Annotated in this window: 15 protein-coding genes; all 15 read right to left on the bottom strand. The window is 72.5% G+C overall.

Translation table 11 applies throughout. The annotated features are described in order from the left end of the window. The 15 genes from def to pyrR all read right to left on the bottom strand — a co-directional run bounded on the left by def (nt 1) and on the right by pyrR (nt 16,467). Entirely contained in the window at nt 1–546 is a 546-nt protein-coding gene (gene def, locus NOCA_RS13835) for a peptide deformylase (RefSeq protein ID WP_011755887.1), read from the bottom strand. A 75-nt stretch (nt 547–621) separates the two neighbouring features. Continuing rightward, entirely contained in the window at nt 622–2,655 is a 2,034-nt protein-coding gene (locus tag NOCA_RS13830; protein WP_011755886.1) for a primosomal protein N', read from the bottom strand. Between the two features lie 124 nt (nt 2,656–2,779). Next, entirely contained in the window at nt 2,780–3,970 is a 1,191-nt protein-coding gene (gene metK / locus NOCA_RS13825) for a methionine adenosyltransferase (RefSeq protein ID WP_011755885.1), read from the bottom strand. Nucleotides 3,971–4,051: 81 nt separating this feature from the next. Then, nucleotides 4,052–5,254: a bifunctional phosphopantothenoylcysteine decarboxylase/phosphopantothenate--cysteine ligase CoaBC gene (gene coaBC / locus NOCA_RS13820; protein ID WP_041546544.1), complete on the bottom strand. Its 1,203-nt coding sequence runs from the start codon at nt 5,252–5,254 to the stop codon at nt 4,052–4,054. A gap of 82 nt (nt 5,255–5,336) precedes the next feature. Further along, nucleotides 5,337–5,669 (bottom strand): DNA-directed RNA polymerase subunit omega, encoded by a 333-nt coding sequence (gene rpoZ / locus NOCA_RS13815; RefSeq protein WP_011755883.1) that lies wholly within the window; start codon nt 5,667–5,669, stop codon nt 5,337–5,339. Nucleotides 5,670–5,678: 9 nt separating this feature from the next. Continuing rightward, on the bottom strand, nt 5,679–6,263 hold the full coding sequence (gene gmk, locus NOCA_RS13810) for a guanylate kinase (protein ID WP_011755882.1): 585 nt from the start codon (nt 6,261–6,263) through the stop codon (nt 5,679–5,681). Between the two features lie 15 nt (nt 6,264–6,278). Continuing rightward, nucleotides 6,279–6,605 (bottom strand): integration host factor, actinobacterial type, encoded by a 327-nt coding sequence (gene mihF, locus NOCA_RS13805; protein ID WP_011755881.1) that lies wholly within the window; start codon nt 6,603–6,605, stop codon nt 6,279–6,281. 102 nt (nt 6,606–6,707) lie between these two features. Beyond that, nucleotides 6,708–7,139, bottom strand: a complete 432-nt coding sequence (locus NOCA_RS13800; protein ID WP_011755880.1) for a hypothetical protein — start codon at nt 7,137–7,139, stop codon at nt 6,708–6,710. Further along, nucleotides 7,136–7,957 carry an orotidine-5'-phosphate decarboxylase gene (gene pyrF, locus NOCA_RS13795; protein ID WP_011755879.1) on the bottom strand — a complete coding sequence of 274 codons (822 nt, stop codon included), beginning with the start codon at nt 7,955–7,957 and terminating at the stop codon, nt 7,136–7,138. The genes NOCA_RS13800 and pyrF overlap by 4 nt, the downstream gene beginning before the upstream one ends. After that, a complete protein-coding gene (locus NOCA_RS13790) occupies nt 7,954–8,991 on the bottom strand; it encodes a quinone-dependent dihydroorotate dehydrogenase (protein WP_041546543.1) in 1,038 nt (345 codons plus the stop codon). The genes pyrF and NOCA_RS13790 overlap by 4 nt, the downstream gene beginning before the upstream one ends. 31 nt (nt 8,992–9,022) lie before the next feature. Further along, nucleotides 9,023–12,454 (bottom strand): carbamoyl-phosphate synthase large subunit, encoded by a 3,432-nt coding sequence (carB, locus tag NOCA_RS13785; protein ID WP_011755877.1) that lies wholly within the window; start codon nt 12,452–12,454, stop codon nt 9,023–9,025. Continuing rightward, nucleotides 12,454–13,590, bottom strand: a complete 1,137-nt coding sequence (carA, locus tag NOCA_RS13780; RefSeq protein WP_011755876.1) for a glutamine-hydrolyzing carbamoyl-phosphate synthase small subunit — start codon at nt 13,588–13,590, stop codon at nt 12,454–12,456. Before carA ends, carB begins: the two co-directional genes overlap by 1 nt. Then, entirely contained in the window at nt 13,587–14,885 is a 1,299-nt protein-coding gene (locus NOCA_RS13775; protein ID WP_011755875.1) for a dihydroorotase, read from the bottom strand. The genes carA and NOCA_RS13775 overlap by 4 nt, the downstream gene beginning before the upstream one ends. After that, complete coding sequence (locus NOCA_RS13770) at nt 14,882–15,856, bottom strand: aspartate carbamoyltransferase catalytic subunit (protein WP_011755874.1); 975 nt, start codon at nt 15,854–15,856, stop codon at nt 14,882–14,884. Before NOCA_RS13770 ends, NOCA_RS13775 begins: the two co-directional genes overlap by 4 nt. Then, a complete protein-coding gene (gene pyrR, locus NOCA_RS13765; RefSeq protein ID WP_011755873.1) occupies nt 15,853–16,467 on the bottom strand; it encodes a bifunctional pyr operon transcriptional regulator/uracil phosphoribosyltransferase PyrR in 615 nt (204 codons plus the stop codon). The genes NOCA_RS13770 and pyrR overlap by 4 nt, the downstream gene beginning before the upstream one ends. Nucleotides 16,468–16,585 lie beyond the last annotated feature (118 nt).

The raw sequence follows: 16,585 nt of genomic DNA, 5'->3' as shown, positions 1-16,585 counted from the left end.
TCAGAAGCCGAGCCCGTGCGTGGCGTGCGGAGAGACCTTCACCTGGGGGGCGTCGAGGCCGAACCACTCCGACTCGCGGATCGCCTTCATCGCGGCCTTGCGGGCCTCGGTGTCCAGGCGGTCGATGAACAGCACCCCGTCGAGGTGGTCGGTCTCGTGCTGGAGCGCGCGGGCCAGCAGCTCGGTGCCCTCGATGGTCACCGGGTCGCCGTACATGTTGAAGCCGCGGGCCACAGCAGCCATCGCGCGCTGGCAGTCCACGCTGAGGCCCGGGATCGAGAGACAGCCCTCGGGACCGTCCTGCAGCTCGTCCGACAGGTCCAGCTGCGGGTTGACCAGGTGCCCGGGCTCGCCGTCGACGTACCAGGTGAAGACCCGGAGTCCCACGCCGATCTGCGGCGCGGCCAACCCCGCGCCGGGGGCGTCCATCATGGTGTCGGTGAGGTCCGCGACGAGCCGGCGCAGCTCCTTGTCGAAGTCGACGACCTCGATGGCGGGCTTGCGCAGGACGGGGTCCCCGAAGAGACGGATCGGCTGGATGGCCACGGCGTCAGTCTAGGGAGGACGCGTCAGCGGACTCCCTGGTGGTGGTCGAGCGAGCACCCGGGGCCGTGCCGTCGGTCAGAGGGTCGGTGGGTCGACCTGGATGCGGACGGCGTCGAGCTTGCGGCTCGAGCGGACCCGCTGGAGCTGGCCGAGCGCGTGGGAGAGCGCCGGCCCCTGCGCGCGTGGCACCCGGACGACGACGCGGGACTCGCCCTCCCCGACGTCCACCGGGCCGAGGATCTCGGCACCCGATGGGGCGTCCAGGAGGATCAAGGCGTCGTCGACCGCCCCCGGCTCCCCGGTGATCGTCGCGAGCCGGCTGGCCGGCGGCAGGTGCGCCTCGACCCGCTCGGCGGTCTCCCGGGCGGCGAACCCGGCCGGGTCCCAGCGCACGAGCGCCTGGAGCGCCGGGTGGGCCGCGTCGCCGACGGCCACGACCCGGCCGCCGGGGCGCACCAGGCCTGCGGCGTTGGCCCACCGGCGCAGCGCCTCCTCCTCGGCGCGCAGGTCGATCCGGGACAGCAGCAGCCAGGTGTCGAGCAGCACCACCGCGGCGTAGCCGTCCTCGGCGACCGGCTCGGCGCCGGGAGTCGCCACGACGACCTGGGGACGGGCGCCCACCGCTGCCACGACGGCCTCGCCCGAGCTGGTGCGCACGGTGGTGCCGGGGAAGGCCCGTCCCAGCTCCTCGGCCGTACGGGCATCGCCGAGGACGGGAGCACGCAGCCCCCGGAAGCCACACTCCCGGCACGCCCAGCCCTCCGCCAGGATCCCGCACCAGCGGCAGGCGGGCGGGGTCGTCGGGCCGGTCAGGGCGAGCGGTCCCTGGCAGGCAGCACAACGGGCCGGCGTCCGGCAGCGCTCGCAGGCCAGGGCGTTGACGTAGCCCACCCGCGGCGTCTGCACGAGGACGGGCCCGTCGTCCAGTGCCTCCCGGATCGCCTGGTGGATCGCGCGGGGCATCCGCACCCCGCGCGCGTGCACGTCGCGGTCACCGGCGTCCCCGGCCACCGACACCGTGACCCGTCGGCGCACCTCCTCGCGTGCGGGCACCAGCTCGTGGGCCCAGCCGGTGCGGAGGAGGTACTCGCCCTCCACGGTGCGCACGAAGCCACCGACGAGTGCAGCGGCACCCTCGCGCTCGGCCCGCAGGAGCAGGGTCTCGCGCGTGTGCGGGTAGGGCGCGCGCGGCTCCGCGTGCAGGTCGTCACCGTCGTCCCACACCACGACCAGCCCGAGCTCGTGGACCGGGGCGAACGCCGCCCCACGGGTGCCGACGACCACCCGACGCGCGCCCCGGCTGACGGCGAGGAAGTCGCGGTAGCGCGCCGCCGGCCCGGAGTCCGCGGTCAGGGTGACGTGCCGGCCCTCGCCGAGGACGTCGGTGAGCGCCGCACCGACCCGGGCGACGTCCTTGTGGTCCGGGACGCAGACCAGGCTCCCGCGCCCGGAGGCGTACGTCGCTGCCACGGCGTGGGCGATCATCACGGGCCAGTCGGCCGCCGGGGCGGCCGTCCACACCGCGCGCGGGATGCCCCCGGCGGTCAGGTGCCGCAGGAAGGCCGCGCCCGGCTCGTGTCCGGCCCAGGCCGCCTCGCCCGCGGCCGGGTCGGGTCCGCCCCAGGACGGCACCGGCGGACTGGGCGCCTTCTCGGTGGTCGCGTGCCGGGGCGGGACCGCCAGCCGGAGCACGTCGGAGCGGGTGCCGGCGTACCGCTCCGCGAGCTCGGCGCTGAGCGCCTCGATCTGGGGCGCCAGCACCGGCTCGGGGCTCACCACACGCCGCAGGGGCGCGAGCCGGCCGAGGTGCTCGGACTCCGCCGCCCGGGCCACGAGGTAGCCGTCGACGTCCTGACCCGCGAAGCGGACCTTCACCCGCGCTCCGGGCCGGGCGTCGTCGGCCATCGCGGCCGGGACGGCGTAGTCGAAGGGCCGGTCCAGGTGGGCGAGCGGGAGGTCGACCAGCACCCGGGCGACCGGGTCGACCGCGGCCGGCTCGGCCTCGGCGGCCTTGCGGGCCCGGGTCGCCCGCGCCTTGGCACGCGACGCCTTGACGCTCGCCCGGACCATCCCCGGCAGCAGCTCGGGCTGCTCCTCCGAGTCCGTCATGGGCTGATGTCTACCAGGGGGCGGCGACGCACCCGCGCACCCACCGTAACCACAACGAGGACTGGCCGGCCCGAGGACCGACCCCGCGACCCGCGCGGCGCCGAAGGCGACGCGCGAGGCGCCGTTAGAGGCCGGCGGCGGCGCGCAGCGCGTCCGCGCGGTCGGTGCGCTCCCAGGTGAACTCGGGGAGCTCGCGGCCGAAGTGGCCGTACGCCGCGGTCTTGGCGTAGATCGGCCGGAGCAGATCGAGGTCGCGGATGATCGCGGCGGGCCGCAGGTCGAACACCTCGAGGACCGCCTCCTGGATCCGCTCGTCGTCCACGACGCCGGTGCCGAACGTCTCGACGAAGACGCCGACCGGCTGGGCCTTGCCGATGGCATAGGCGACCTGCGCCTCGCACCGGGTGGCGAGACCGGCGGCCACGACGTTCTTCGCGACCCACCGCATCGCGTAGGCCGCGGAGCGGTCGACCTTCGACGGGTCCTTGCCGGAGAACGCACCGCCGCCGTGCCGCGCCATCCCCCCATAGGTGTCGACGATGATCTTGCGGCCGGTCAGGCCGGCGTCGCCCATCGGGCCGCCGACGACGAAACGACCGGTGGGATTCACCAGCAGGCGGTAGCCCTCGGACGGGATCGGGAAGGTGGCGAGCACCGGGTCGATGACGTGCTTCTTGACGTCGGCCTCCAAGGTGTCGAGCTCGGTGTCCTCGTCGTGCTGGGAGGACAGCACGACCGTGTCGACCCGCACCGGGCGGTTCTCGGCGTCGTACTCGATGGTGACCTGGGTCTTCCCGTCGGGGCGCAGGTAGGGCAGCGTGCCGTCCTTGCGGACCGCGGTGAGCTGCTCGGCGAGCCGCTGGGCGATCACGATCGGCAGCGGCATCAGCACGTCGGTGTCGTCGCACGCGTACCCGAACATCAGGCCCTGGTCGCCGGCACCTTGCTTGTCCATCGCGTCGACCGAGCCGGTGCGGCTCTCGTGGCCGGTGTCGACGCCCTGCGCGATGTCGCCGGACTGGCCGCCGATCGCCACCATCACCCCGCAGGAGTGCCCGTCGAAGCCCTTGACCGAGGAGTCGTACCCGATCTCGATGATCCGGCGGCGGACGACGTCCTTGACGTCGACGTACCCGGTGGTGGTCACCTCACCGGCGACGACCACGACGCCGGTGGTCAGCAGCGTCTCGACCGCGACCCGGCTGGTGGGGTCCAGCTCCAGCATGGCGTCGAGCACCGAGTCGCTGATCTGGTCGGCGATCTTGTCCGGGTGACCCTCGGTCACCGACTCCGAGGTGAAGAGGCGTCCGGTCACTTCTGCGCTCCTGTGTCCTGGTTGGCGGTCTGCCAACGATTGCCAACGATATCGAGCGTCCCGGATCACGGGACGGCGGTCTCAATCCTGCAGCCTGCTCGCCACCTGGTCCCAGATGATGTGGGCCAGCGCGTTCTTCGGGCCCCGCGGCACCTCCACCTCGGCGCCGTCCGCCGCGAGGATCACCGCCTGGTTCTCCGGGCTGCCGAAGACCGCGCCGCCGCTGACGTCGTTGACCACCAGCAGGTCGCAGCCCTTGCGGGCGAGCTTGGCGCGGGCCAGGTCGAGCACGGTTCCGGTCTCGTCGCCGGTCTCGGCGGCGAAGCCGACGATCACGGCGCCCGGGCGGGCCCGATGGGTGCTGATCTCGTGGAGGATGTCGGGGTTCTGCGCGAGGGTCACGGTCGGCGCGGAGCCGTCGACGTCCTTCTTGATCTTCGCCTCGCTCACGTCGACGGGCCGGAAGTCCGCGGGCGCGGCTGCCATCACCACCGCGTCGGCCGACGCAGCGCCGGCCAGCACCGCGTCGCGCAGCTCGGCGGTGCTGCCGACCCGCACGATCTTCACCCCCGCGGGGTCGGGGAGGCTGACGTTCGCGGCGACGAGGGTGACCTCGGCGCCACGCGCGGCAGCCGCGCGGGCCAGGGCGTAGCCCTGCAGGCCCGAGGACCTGTTGCCGAGGAACCGGACCGGGTCGAGGTACTCGCGGGTGCCGCCGGCGGTGACCAGGACCTGCCGCCCGGCCAGGTCGGGAGCACCGCTCCCCCGGGTCAGCAGCTCCCGGCACAGGTCGAAGATCGCGTCCGGCTCGGGCAGCCGGCCCTTGCCGGTGTCCTTGCCGGTGAGCCGGCCCTCGGCGGGCTCGATGACCACGACGCCCCGCTCCCGAAGGGTGGCCACGTTCGCCTGGGTCGCCGGGTGCTCCCACATCTCGGTGTGCATCGCCGGGGCGAGGACCACCGGACAGCGGGCGGTCAGCAGCGTGTTGGTGAGCAGGTCGTCCGCCAGCCCGTGGGCGGCCTTCGCGATCAGGTCGGCGGTCGCGGGCGCGAGCACGAGGAGGTCCGCCCACTGGCCGATCCGCACGTGCGGCACCTGGTGGACGTCGTTCCACACCTCGGTCGACACGGGCTTGCCGGACAGCGCTGCCCAGGTCGGGGCTCCGACGAACTCCAGCGCGGCGACGGTCGGCACGACGGTCACGTCATGACCTGACTCGGTGAAGCGGCGCAGCAGCTCGCAGACCTTGTAGGCCGCGATGCCGCCGGAGACCCCGAGCACCACCCGCGGAGCCTGCTCGGGACGAGCAGCGGGCCGCCCCCCTGACGGGGAGGCGGCCTCGTGGGTGCTGCTGGTGGTCAGCGGATCACTCGCTGAACGAGCTGCCCGCATCCGCGGCGGCGGCCTGCGCGGCGGCCTCCTCGGCGGCGAGCTCGGCGGGGTCGACGTCCTCGCAGGTCAGCAGGTCTTCGTTGATCTCGCGCAGCGCGATCGAGAGCGGCTTCTCCTGGACGTGGGTGTCGACCAGCGGGCCGACGTACTCGAGCAGGCCCTCCCCGAGCTGGGAGTAGTAGGCGTTGATCTGCCGGGCGCGCTTGGCGCTGTAGAGGACCAGCTTGTACTTGCTGTCGGTCTTCGTCAGCAGCTCGTCAATCGGGGGGTTGGTGACACCCTCGGCGGCGATGGTGGGTCCGGACACGCTAAAGCCTCACAGATCTGTCGGGGATGGCGCCATCAAGGCTACCAACTCCTCCGCGGCAGCGTTAACTTCGTGGTTGACGATCGTCAGGTCGAACTCCGCCTCGGCCGCGAGCTCCTCGCGCGCGGTCTCCAGTCGGCGCTCGCGCTCCGTCTCGGTCTCGGTGCCACGGCCCACGAGGCGACGCACGAGTTCGTCCCACGACGGCGGCTTGAGGAACACGAACAGCGCATCGGGCATGGTCGCGCGGACCTGGCGCGCGCCCTGCAGGTCGATCTCCAGCATCGCCGGGCGGCCCGAGGCCAGAGCGAGCTCGACCGGCTGGCGCGGCGTGCCGTAGCGGGCCGCCTTGTGGACCACCGCCCACTCGAGCAGGTTGCCCTGCTCGACCATCGCGTCGAACTCCTCGTCGGACACGAACCAGTAGTGGACGCCGTTCTCCTCGCCCGGTCTGGGCGGGCGGGTGGTCGCCGACACCGAGATCCACACCTCGGGATGGGTACGCCGGACCTCTGCTGCGACGGTCCCCTTCCCCACTGCCGTGGGGCCGGCAAGGACGACGAGTCGCGAACGACGGGTGGAGGGCGCGGTCACCGCGAGAGCCTCCGCTCAGTCACGCGCAGCGAACTCCTTCTCCAGCGCCGCGACCTGCTTGGCGCCCAGGCCCCGCACCCGGCGGCTCTCCGCGATGCCGAGCCGCTCCATGACCTGGCGGGCGCGGACCTTGCCCAGGCCGGGCATCGACTGGAGCAGGTCGACGACCCGCATCTTGCCGATCACCTCGTTGCGCTGACCCTCCTGCAGGACGTCGACGATCGAGGCGCCGGAGTTCTTCAGCCGGTTCTTGACCTCGGCCCGCTCCCTGCGGGACGCGGCGGCCTTCTCGAGGGCCGCCTGGCGCTGTTCGGGGGTGAGCGGGGGCAGAGCCACGAGCATTGGGTCCTTCGGTCAGGGTCTGGAGTCCGGACGGGCCGGTGAGAGGTCACACTAGTCAGAACGGTGACCGGGCAGCAATCGGGTCCCGGTCGACCCCGTTCCTCAGAGCGTGAGCGGCGTCCGGCAGACGTCGCGCGCCTGCTGGTCGAGGTCCTGCAGGGCCCGCAGCGTCGTCCCGCTGCCGAGCTGCGCCGCGGCAGCGTCGATCCGCGCCTTGTCCGCTGCCGAGACTCCGGCCGGCGGGTGGTCGCGGTCGTAGGTGGCCGGATCGACTCCGGCGTCGTCGAGGGCCTCGGCCAGAGCCTCGATCCGGCCGACGACCTGCTGCCACTCGTCGGTGATGTCCTCGGGTGCGTGGTCGCGCAGGTCGCGGAACGGACCGAGGGCCTTGAGGAGTGCGTCCGGTGCGCCGCTGCCGACCAGGTCGCTGAGCTCCTGCTGGTGGTCCTTCACGGCCGCGCAGTACTCGTCCGGTCCGGACCCGCAGGCCGCCAGCAGCGGGAGCAGCACGGCGACCGCCAGCAGCCGCCTCACGACCGGAGCTCGTCGTTCGTGCGCACGACGAAGTCGCGCATCACGTCCGGGTCCTGGAGCCGCAGCACGTCGCGGGAGGAGCTCGGGAGGACGGCGGCGGCGGCTCCGAAGAGCCGGCGTACGTCGGCGATCGTGCCGCCCTGCGCTCCGAAGCCCGGAGCCAGCACCGGCCCGTTGAAGGCCAGGTCCTCGTCGGTGGACCCGATCGTCGCACCCACCACGGCACCGAAGGAGCCCAGCGGGCTGGCCTCGGCGTTGAGCCGGCGCAGGTGGTCGAGCATCAGCCCGGCGACGGTCCCCCCGCCGGCGACACCGTCGACGCGGGCGTGCTGGACCTCGGGGCCCTCCTTGTTGGAGGTCAGGGCGAGCACGAAGAGCCCGGCGCCGTGGGTCCGCGCGGTCTCGACGATCGGGTCCAGCGAGCCGAATCCGAGGAACGGGCTGACGGTGATCGCGTCCGAGGCGAGCGGCGAGGTCGGATCGAGGTAGGCGTCCGCGTAGGCCTGGCTGGTCGACCCGATGTCGCCGCGCTTGACGTCCAGCAGCACCAGCGCGCCCGCGGCCCGCGACTGCGCGATCACCCGCTCGAGGACCGCGATCCCCCGGCTGCCGAAGCGCTCGAAGAACGCCGACTGCGGCTTGACCACCGAGACGTACGGCGCGATCGCCTCGACCACCTCGAGCGCGAACGTCTCCAGCCCGGCCACGTCGTCGCCCAGGCCCCAGTCGCTCAGCAGCCCGGCGTGCGGGTCGATGCCGACGCAGAGCGGACCGCGATCCGCGATCGCGGCGTGCAGGCGGCTGCCGAACGGGATCATGCGACTCCCCTGACGATGCGGCGGGGCCACAGCGGGCCCTCGTAGACGAACGCGCTGTAGGCCTGGAGCAGGTCGGCGCCGGCGGTCAGCCGGTCGCGAGCGTCCTGCACGGTGCTGATGCCGCCGACCCCGACCAGGGTCAGGTCCGGTCCGACCCGCTCGCGCAGCAGCCGCAGCACCTCGAGTGCACGCCCGGTGAGCGGTCGCCCGGAGAGCCCGCCGGCGCCGATCTCCCCGACCCGGTCGGCCGGCGTGCGCAGGCCGGCACGGGAGATCGTGGTGTTGGTGGCGATGATCCCGTCCAGCCCGATGGCGAGCGCCAGGTCGGCCACACCGAGCACGTCCTCGTCGGCGAGGTCGGGGGCGATCTTCACCAGGAGCGGCACCCGCGTCCGGGTGACCGCGTCGGCGGTGCGGCGGACGTGCTCGAGCAGCGGCCGGAGCTTCTCGACGGCCTGCAGGTTGCGCAGCCCGGGCGTGTTCGGCGAGCTCACGTTCACGACGAGGTAGTCGGCGTACGGCGCCAGCAGCCGGGCGCTCTTCTCGTAGTCCGCCTCGACGGCGGCCTGGTCGTCGTCCGGCACCACCTTCGACTTGCCGATGTTCACGCCGAGCACCGGCCGACTGCGGTGGCCGAGCCTGTCGCGGCCCCGGGAGCGCTCCGCGAGACGTCGGGCGACGACCTCCGCGCCGTCGTTGTTGAAGCCCATCCGGTTGACGATCGCACGGTCCTCGGGGAGCCGGAACAGCCGCGGCTTCGGGTTGCCGGGTTGGGGCTCGCCGGTGACGGTGCCGATCTCGACGTGCCCGAAGCCGAGAGCCGCGAGGGCGTCGATGCCGACGGCGTTCTTGTCGAAGCCGGCGGCCAGCCCCAAGACGTTGGGGAACGTGAGGCCGAGCGCCGTGACCTGCTCGCCCGGCGTACGCCGGGAGGCGAGCACCGGCCGGGCTGCCCGGATCGCCCGGAACGCGCCGTGGTGGGCGCGCTCCGGGTCGGTGCGGGTCAGGACCCCGTCGAAGAACAGCGAGTACACCGATGGCTTCGAGCCTCGCTCCCCTCGCACCTCAACCACCGTTGCGCGCCCAGTCCTGGAGGGACCGGACCCCGATCTCGCCGCGCCGGACCGCCTCGATCCCCTGCACCGCCGCGCCCAGTCCCTGGATCGTGGTGACGCACGGGATGTTCGCCCGGATCGCCGCGGTCCGGATCTCGTAGCCGTCCAGGCGCACCGAGCTGCCGCTGGTCGACCCGTGCGGGGTGTTCACGACGAGCTGCACCTCGCCCTCGAGGATCAGCTGGACGGTGGTCTTCTCGCCGTGCGGCCCGGCCCCCTCGAAGTGCTTGCGCACCACCGTGGCGTCGACGCCGTTGCGCCGCAGCACTTCCGCGGTGCCCTGGGTCGCGAGGATCTCGAAGCCGTGCTCGGCGAGCACCTTGATCGGGAAGATCATGTTCCGCTTGTCGCGGTTGGCAACCGACACGAACACCCTCCCGCTGGTCGGCAGCGCGCCGAACGCCCCGGCCTGCGCCTTGGCGAACGCAGCCCCGAAGTCGGCGTCGAGGCCCATCACCTCGCCGGTGGACTTCATCTCCGGCCCGAGGACGGTGTCCACCTGCCGCCCGTCCGGGGTGCGGAACCGGTTGAACGGCATCACGGCCTCCTTGACCGCGATCGGCTGGTCCGGGGGCAGCGAGCCGCCGTCGCCCACGGCCGGCAGGATGCCCGCCGAGCGCAGCCCGGCGACCGTCTCCCCGAGCATGATCCGGGCCGCCGCCCTCGCCAGAGGCGTGGCCGTCGCCTTCGACACGAACGGCACGGTGCGGCTGGCGCGCGGGTTCGCCTCGAGCACGTAGAGGACGTCCGAGCCGAGCGCGAACTGGATGTTGAGCAGCCCACGCACCCCGACCCCGCGGGCGATCGCCTCGGTCGCCTCCCGGATCCGCCGGATCTCGGAGTCGCCGAGGGTGATCGGCGGCAGCGCGCACGACGAGTCGCCGGAGTGGATGCCCGCCTCCTCGATGTGCTCCATGACCCCGCCGAGGAAGAGCTCCTCGCCGTCGAAGAGCGCGTCCACGTCGATCTCGACGGCGTCGTCGATGAAGCGGTCCACCAGCACCGGGTGCGCGGGGCTGATCTGGGTGGCGCGGGTGATGTACCCGCGGAGCGCGTCGTCGTCGTACACGATCTCCATGCCGCGGCCACCGAGCACGTACGACGGGCGCACCAGCACCGGGAACCCGATCTCGTCGGCGATCTCCTTCGCCTCGGCGAAGCTCGTGGCCATGCCGTGCTTGGGGGCGGGCAGCCCCGCCTCGTGCAGGACGTGCCCGAAGGCGCCGCGCTCCTCGGCGAGGTGGATGGCCTCGGGGCTGGTGCCGAGCACGGTCACGCCGTTGTCCTTCAGGCCCTGGGCCAGCCCGAGCGGCGTCTGCCCGCCCAGCTGGCAGATCACGCCGGCGACCGGGCCGGCCTGCTGCTCGGCGTACACGATCTCCAGCACGTCCTCGAGCGTCAGCGGCTCGAAGTACAGGCGGTCGGAGGTGTCGTAGTCGGTCGAGACCGTCTCCGGGTTGCAGTTCACCATCACGGTCTCGTAGCCGGCGTCGGAGAGCGCCAGCGCCGCGTGCACGCACGAGTAGTCGAACTCGATGCCTTGGCCGATCCGGTTCGGTCCGGAGCCGAGGATGATCACCGCGTCCCGGTCCCGAGGCCGGACCTCGGTCTCCTCGTCGTAGGAGGAGTAGTGGTACGGCGTGGTCGCGGCGAACTCGGCCGCGCAGGTGTCGACGGTCTTGTAGACCGGCCGGATCCCCAGCGCGTGCCGGACCCCGCGGACGACTGCCGGCGTCATCCCCCGGATCTTGCCGATCTGGAGGTCGGAGAAGCCGTGCCGCTTGGCCTTGCGCAGCAGCTCGGGGGTCAGCTCGGGCGCGGCGGTCACCTCGGCGGCGAGGTCGTTGATCAGCATCAGCTGGTCGACGAACCACGGGTCGATGCCGGTCGCGTCGAAGACCTCCTCCGGGGTGGCGCCGGCCCGGATCGCGTCCATGACCTTCTTCAGCCGGCCGTCGTGGGGCTTGCGGATCTCCTCGAGGATCGCCTGCTTGTCGAGGTCGACCCACTCCTTCTCCCAGTCGAAGACGGCGTCGCGGCTCTCCAGCGAGCGCAGCGCCTTCTGCAGCGCCTCGGTGAAGTTGCGCCCGATCGCCATCGCTTCGCCCACCGACTTCATGTGCGTGGTCAGCGTCGGGTCGGCGCCCGGGAACTTCTCGAAGGCGAAGCGGGGCACCTTCACCACCACGTAGTCGAGCGTCGGCTCGAAGGCCGCGGGAGTGAACGGCCGCCACATGTCCGAGCCTTGGGAGCCGTGCGCGCCGCGGGGGGTGTGGGGGGCGGAGCCCCCCACTGTGGCGGAGCCCCCCACTGTGGGGGTGTGGGGGGCGCGGGGGGTGTGGGGGGCGAAGCCCCCCACTGTGGTGATGTCGTTCGGGATCTCGTCGAGCGTGTAGCCGATGGCCACCTTGGCCGCGATCTTCGCGATCGGGAAGCCGGTCGCCTTGGAGGCGAGCGCGGAGGAGCGGGACACCCGCGGGTTCATCTCGATGACGATCACCCGGCCGTCGACCGGGTTCACGGCGTACTGGATGTTGCAGCCGCCGGTGTCGACGCCGACCTCGCGGATGATCGCGATCGAGAGGTCGCGGAGCCGTTGGTACTCGCGGTCGGTCAGCGTCATCGCCGGCGCGACCGTGATCGAGTCGCCGGTGTGCACGCCCATCGGGTCGACGTTCTCGATCGAGCAGACGATGACGACGTTGTCCGCCTTGTCGCGCATGACTTCCAGCTCGTACTCCTTCCACCCGATGATCGACTCCTCGATCAGCACCTCGGTGGTCGGGCTGGCAGCCAGTCCGGCGCCGGCGATCCGGGCCAGGTCGGACTCGTCGTACGCGATCCCCGACCCGGTGCCGCCCATCGTGAACGAGGGCCGCACGACGACCGGGTAGCCGAGCTCGACGACCGCCTTCTCGCAGTCCTCCAGCGAGTGGCAGATCACGCTGCGGGCGACCTCGCCGCCGACGGATGCGACGATCCCGTTGAACAGCTCGCGGTTCTCGCCCCGATGGATCGCCTCGAAGGAGGCGCCGATCATCTCGACGCCGTACTCCTCCAGCACCCCGCGCTCGTGCAGCGCGATCGCCGCGTTCAGCGCGGTCTGGCCGCCCAGCGTGGGCAGCAGCGCGTCCGGTCGCTCCTTGGCGATCACCTTCTCCACGAACTCCGGGGTGATCGGCTCCACGTACGTCGCGTCCGCGAACTCCGGGTCGGTCATGATCGTGGCCGGGTTGGAGTTCACCAGCACCACCCGCAGGCCCTCGGCCTTGAGCACCCGACAGGCCTGGGTGCCGGAGTAGTCGAACTCGCAGGCCTGGCCGATGATGATCGGCCCGGACCCGATCACCAGCACGCTCTTGATGTCCTCACGCTTCGGCATCAGGCCTCCTCTCCCGAGTGGTGGTCTCCGGACATCAGGTCGACGAAACGGTCGAACAGGTAGGCGGCGTCGTGCGGCCCGGCCGCAGCCTCGGGGTGGTACTGGACCGAGAAGGCCCGGAGCGCCCCGGCGCCGTCGCGCAGCTCGAGACCCTCGACGACGTCGTCGTTGAGGCAGACGTGGCTGACCGAGGCCTCGCCGTACGGCGTGGTGGTGCTACCCGACAGCGGCGCGTCGACCGCGAACCCGTGGTTGTGCGCGGTGACCTCGACCTTCCCGGTCGTGCGGTCCATGACCGGCTGGTTGATGCCGCGGTGGCCGTACTTGAGCTTGTAGGTGCCGAAGCCGAGCGCGCGACCGAACAGCTGGTTGCCGAAGCAGATGCCGAAGTACGGCAGCCCCTGGGCGAGCGCTCCCTGGAGCACGTCGACCTGGTGCGTCGTGGCGGCCGGGTCGCCGGGGCCGTTGGAGTAGAACAGCCCGTCCGGCGACACCGCGTTGATGTCCGCCAGGCTCGCGGTCGCGGGCAGCACGTGCACCTCGATGCCGCGCTCGGCCATCCGGTGCGGGGTCATCGACTTGATGCCGAGGTCGAGCGCGGCGACGGTGTAGCGCCGCTCCCCGATCGCCGGCACGACGTACGCCTCCTGCGTGGAGACCTCCGAGGCGAGCTCGGCTCCGCTCATCGGCTCGGACGCCCGGACCCGCTCGAGGAGCACGGCCGGGTCGGTCTCCGTCGAGGAGATCCCGACCCGCATCGCGCCCCGTTCACGCAGGTGCCGGGTCAGCGCGCGGGTGTCGATGTCGGAGATGCCGACGACCCCCTGCTCGCGCAGCTCGTCGTCGAGCGTGCGCCGTGAGCGCCAGCTCGAGGAGCGCCGGGCGGGGTCGCGGACGACGTAGCCCGCCACCCAGATCCGGCGGCTCTCCGGGTCCTCGTCGTTGACGCCCGTGTTGCCGATGTGGGGCGCGGTCATCACCACGACCTGGCGGTGGTAGGACGGGTCGGTCAGCGTCTCCTGGTAGCCGGTCATGCCGGTGTTGAAGACCGCCTCGCCGAAGGTCTCCCCCTCGGCGCCGTACGACTCGCCCTGGAAGCTGCGGCCGTCCTCCAGGACGAGGATCGCCCTCGTCACTGCAGCTTCCCGTCGAGCACCGTGGCGCGGCCACGCAGGAATGTCGCGACCACCCGGCCGGGCAGCTCCATGCCGCGGTACGGCGTGTTGCGGCTCAGGCTGGCCGACTCCGACGGGTCGATCGTGCGGGTGGCTCCGGGGTCGTAGAGCACCATGTTCGCGGGCTCACCGATCGCGACCGGGCGCCCGTGCTGGTCGGAGACCCGGCCGATCCGGGCCGGGGCGTAGGACATCCGCTCGGCCAGGCCGGCCCAGTCGAGCAGCCCGGTGTCCACCATCGTCTGCTGGACCACCGAGAGCGCCGTCTCCAGGCCGAGCATGCCGAACGCGGCGGCCGCCCACTCGCAGTCCTTGTCCTCGTGGGGGTGCGGCGCGTGGTCGGTGGCGACGATGTCGATCGTGCCGTCGGCCAGCCCGGCACGGAGCGCCTGGGCGTCCGCCGCGGTGCGCAGCGGGGGGTTCACCTTGTAGATCGGGTCGTAGGTCGCCGCCAGCTCGTCGGTCAGCAGCAGGTGGTGGGGGCACGCCTCGGCCGTGACCTCCCAGTGCCCGTCCTTCTCGGCCTTCGCCTTGGCCCAGCGGATCAGCTCGACCGAGCCGGCCGTCGACACGTGGCAGACGTGCAGCCGGGACCCGACGTGCTCGGCGAGCAGCAGGTCGCGGGCGATGATCGCCTCCTCGGCGACCGCCGGCCAGCCGGCCAGTCCGAGCCGGCCGGACAGCTCGCCCTCGTTCATCTGGGCGCCCTCGGTCAGCCGTGGCTCCTGGGCGTGCTGCGCGACGACGCCGTCGAACGCCTTGACGTACTCCAGCGCGCGGCGCATCAGCACCGCGTCGCTGACGCACTTCCCGTCGTCGGAGAACACCCGCACCCGGGCGGCCGAGTCCGCCATCGCACCGAGCTCGGCGAGGCGCTCGCCCTGGAGGCCCACGGTGACGGCGCCGACCGGGAACACGTCGCAGTAGCCGGCCTCGCGGCCCAGCCGCCAGACCTGCTCGACGACGCCGGCGGTGTCGGCCACCGGCTCGGTGTTGGCCATCGCGTGCACGGCGGTGAAGCCGCCCATCGCGGCGGCGTGCGTACCGGTCTCGACGGTCTCGGCGTCCTCGCGACCGGGCTCGCGCAGGTGGGTGTGCAGGTCGACCAGCCCGGGCAGTGCGATCAGGCCGGTCGCATCGATCACCTCGGCGTCGGGCCGGTCCGCGGCCTCGCGGATCACCCCGTCCTCGAGCAGCAGGTCGGTCGGCGTGCCGCCCAGGACGGAGACGTTCTTGATCAGGTAGCTGGTGCTCACTCTTCCGCCTCGTTGGTTGAGCTGGTCGAAACCGCGGGCTCGGAGCCGCCCAGCAGCAGGTACAGGACGGCCATCCGCACGGCGACGCCGTTGGTGACCTGCTCGACGATCACGGACCGGTCGCTGTCGGCGACGTCCGCGGTGATCTCCATGCCGCGGACCATCGGTCCCGGGTGCATGACGATGGTGTGGTCCTGCAGGGTCGCCATCCGGCGCCCGTCGAGGCCGTAGCGGCGGGAGTACTCGCGGGCGGTCGGGAAGAACCCGCCGCTCATCCGCTCCCGCTGCACCCGCAGCATCATCACGGCGTCGGCCTTGGGCAACACGGCGTCGAGGTCGTAGGACGTCTCGACCGGCCAGGTGTCGATCCCCACCGGCAGCAGCGTCGGCGGCGCGACCAGGGTGACCTCGGCGCCGAGGGTCTTGAGCAGGAGCGCATTCGAGCGCGCGACCCGGCTGTGCAGCACGTCGCCGACGATGGCGATCCGCCGGCCGTCGAGGCTCTGCTCCTTGCCCTGGCCCAGGTGGCGCCACATCGTGAAGGCGTCGAGCAGGGCCTGCGTGGGGTGCTCGTGGGTCCCGTCGCCGGCGTTGACCACGCTGGAACGCACCCACCCGGAGTGGGCGAGCCGGTGCGGCGCGCCGCTCGCGCCGTGGCGGACCACGACGGCGTCGGCGCCCATCGCCTCGAGCGTCAACGCGGTGTCCTTCAGGCTCTCCCCCTTCGAGAGGCTGGAGCCCTTGGCCGCGAAGTTGATGACGTCTGCGGAGAGGCGCTTCGCGGCGGCCTCGAAGGAGATCCGGGTCCGGGTGGAGTCCTCGAAGAAGAGGTTCACCACGGTGCGGCCGCGCAGCGCCGGCAGCTTCTTGATCGGCCGGTCGGCGAGCTCGCGCAGCTCGGCGGCGGTCCGGAGCACCAGCTCCGCGTCGTCGCGGCTCAGGTCGCCCGCGCTCAGCAGGTGCCGCTTCATGCGGTCACCTCCCCGGCGGGCGCCGTGCCCTGGATGGTGACCGCATCGACGTCGTCGATGCCCACCAGGCTGACCCGGACCCGCTCGACGAGCGACGTCGGGAGGTTCTTGCCGACGAAGTCGGCACGGATCGGCAGCTCCCGGTGGCCGCGGTCGACGAGCACGGCCAGCTGGACCGCTCGCGGGCGGCCCAGGTCGTTGAGCGCGTCGAGCGCGGCCCGGATGGTGCGTCCGGAGAACAGCACGTCGTCGACGAGCACGACGGTGCGCCCGTCGATGCCGCCGGCCGGGATCTGCGTGGGCAGCAGCGTGCGGGCCGGCTTCATCCGCAGGTCGTCGCGGTACATGGTGACGTCGAGGGAGCCGACGGGGACGGCGTACCCCTCGACGGTGCTGATCCGCTCGGCGATCCGCTCGGCGAGCGGGACCCCGCGGCTGGGGATGCCGAGCAGAACCAGGTCGGTGGCGCCCTTGTTGCGCTCGAGGATCTCGTGGGAGATCCGGGTCAGGGCCCGGCCGATGTCACGCTCGTCGAGGACGGTGCGGACGGGGTGGGCGCGGTCCGTGCTGGACGACGGACCGGGGGGCACGGCTTGAGGGTGCGCAGGCATGAGCCTCGGACCTCCTTCTCCGCCTCACAGGACGGCTCGTTAAAGGATGTCGATCGAGGACGACCCTACTCCTCCGCGCGCTCGCGGCGCGCCCGCCCCCGGTCGATCTCACGGGATG

It is taken from the genome of Nocardioides sp. JS614 (assembly GCF_000015265.1).
Taxonomy (GTDB): Bacteria; Actinomycetota; Actinomycetes; order Propionibacteriales; family Nocardioidaceae; genus Nocardioides.
Note: the sequence above shows the minus strand (reverse complement) of the source record. Positions and strands in the feature narration are given on the sequence as shown.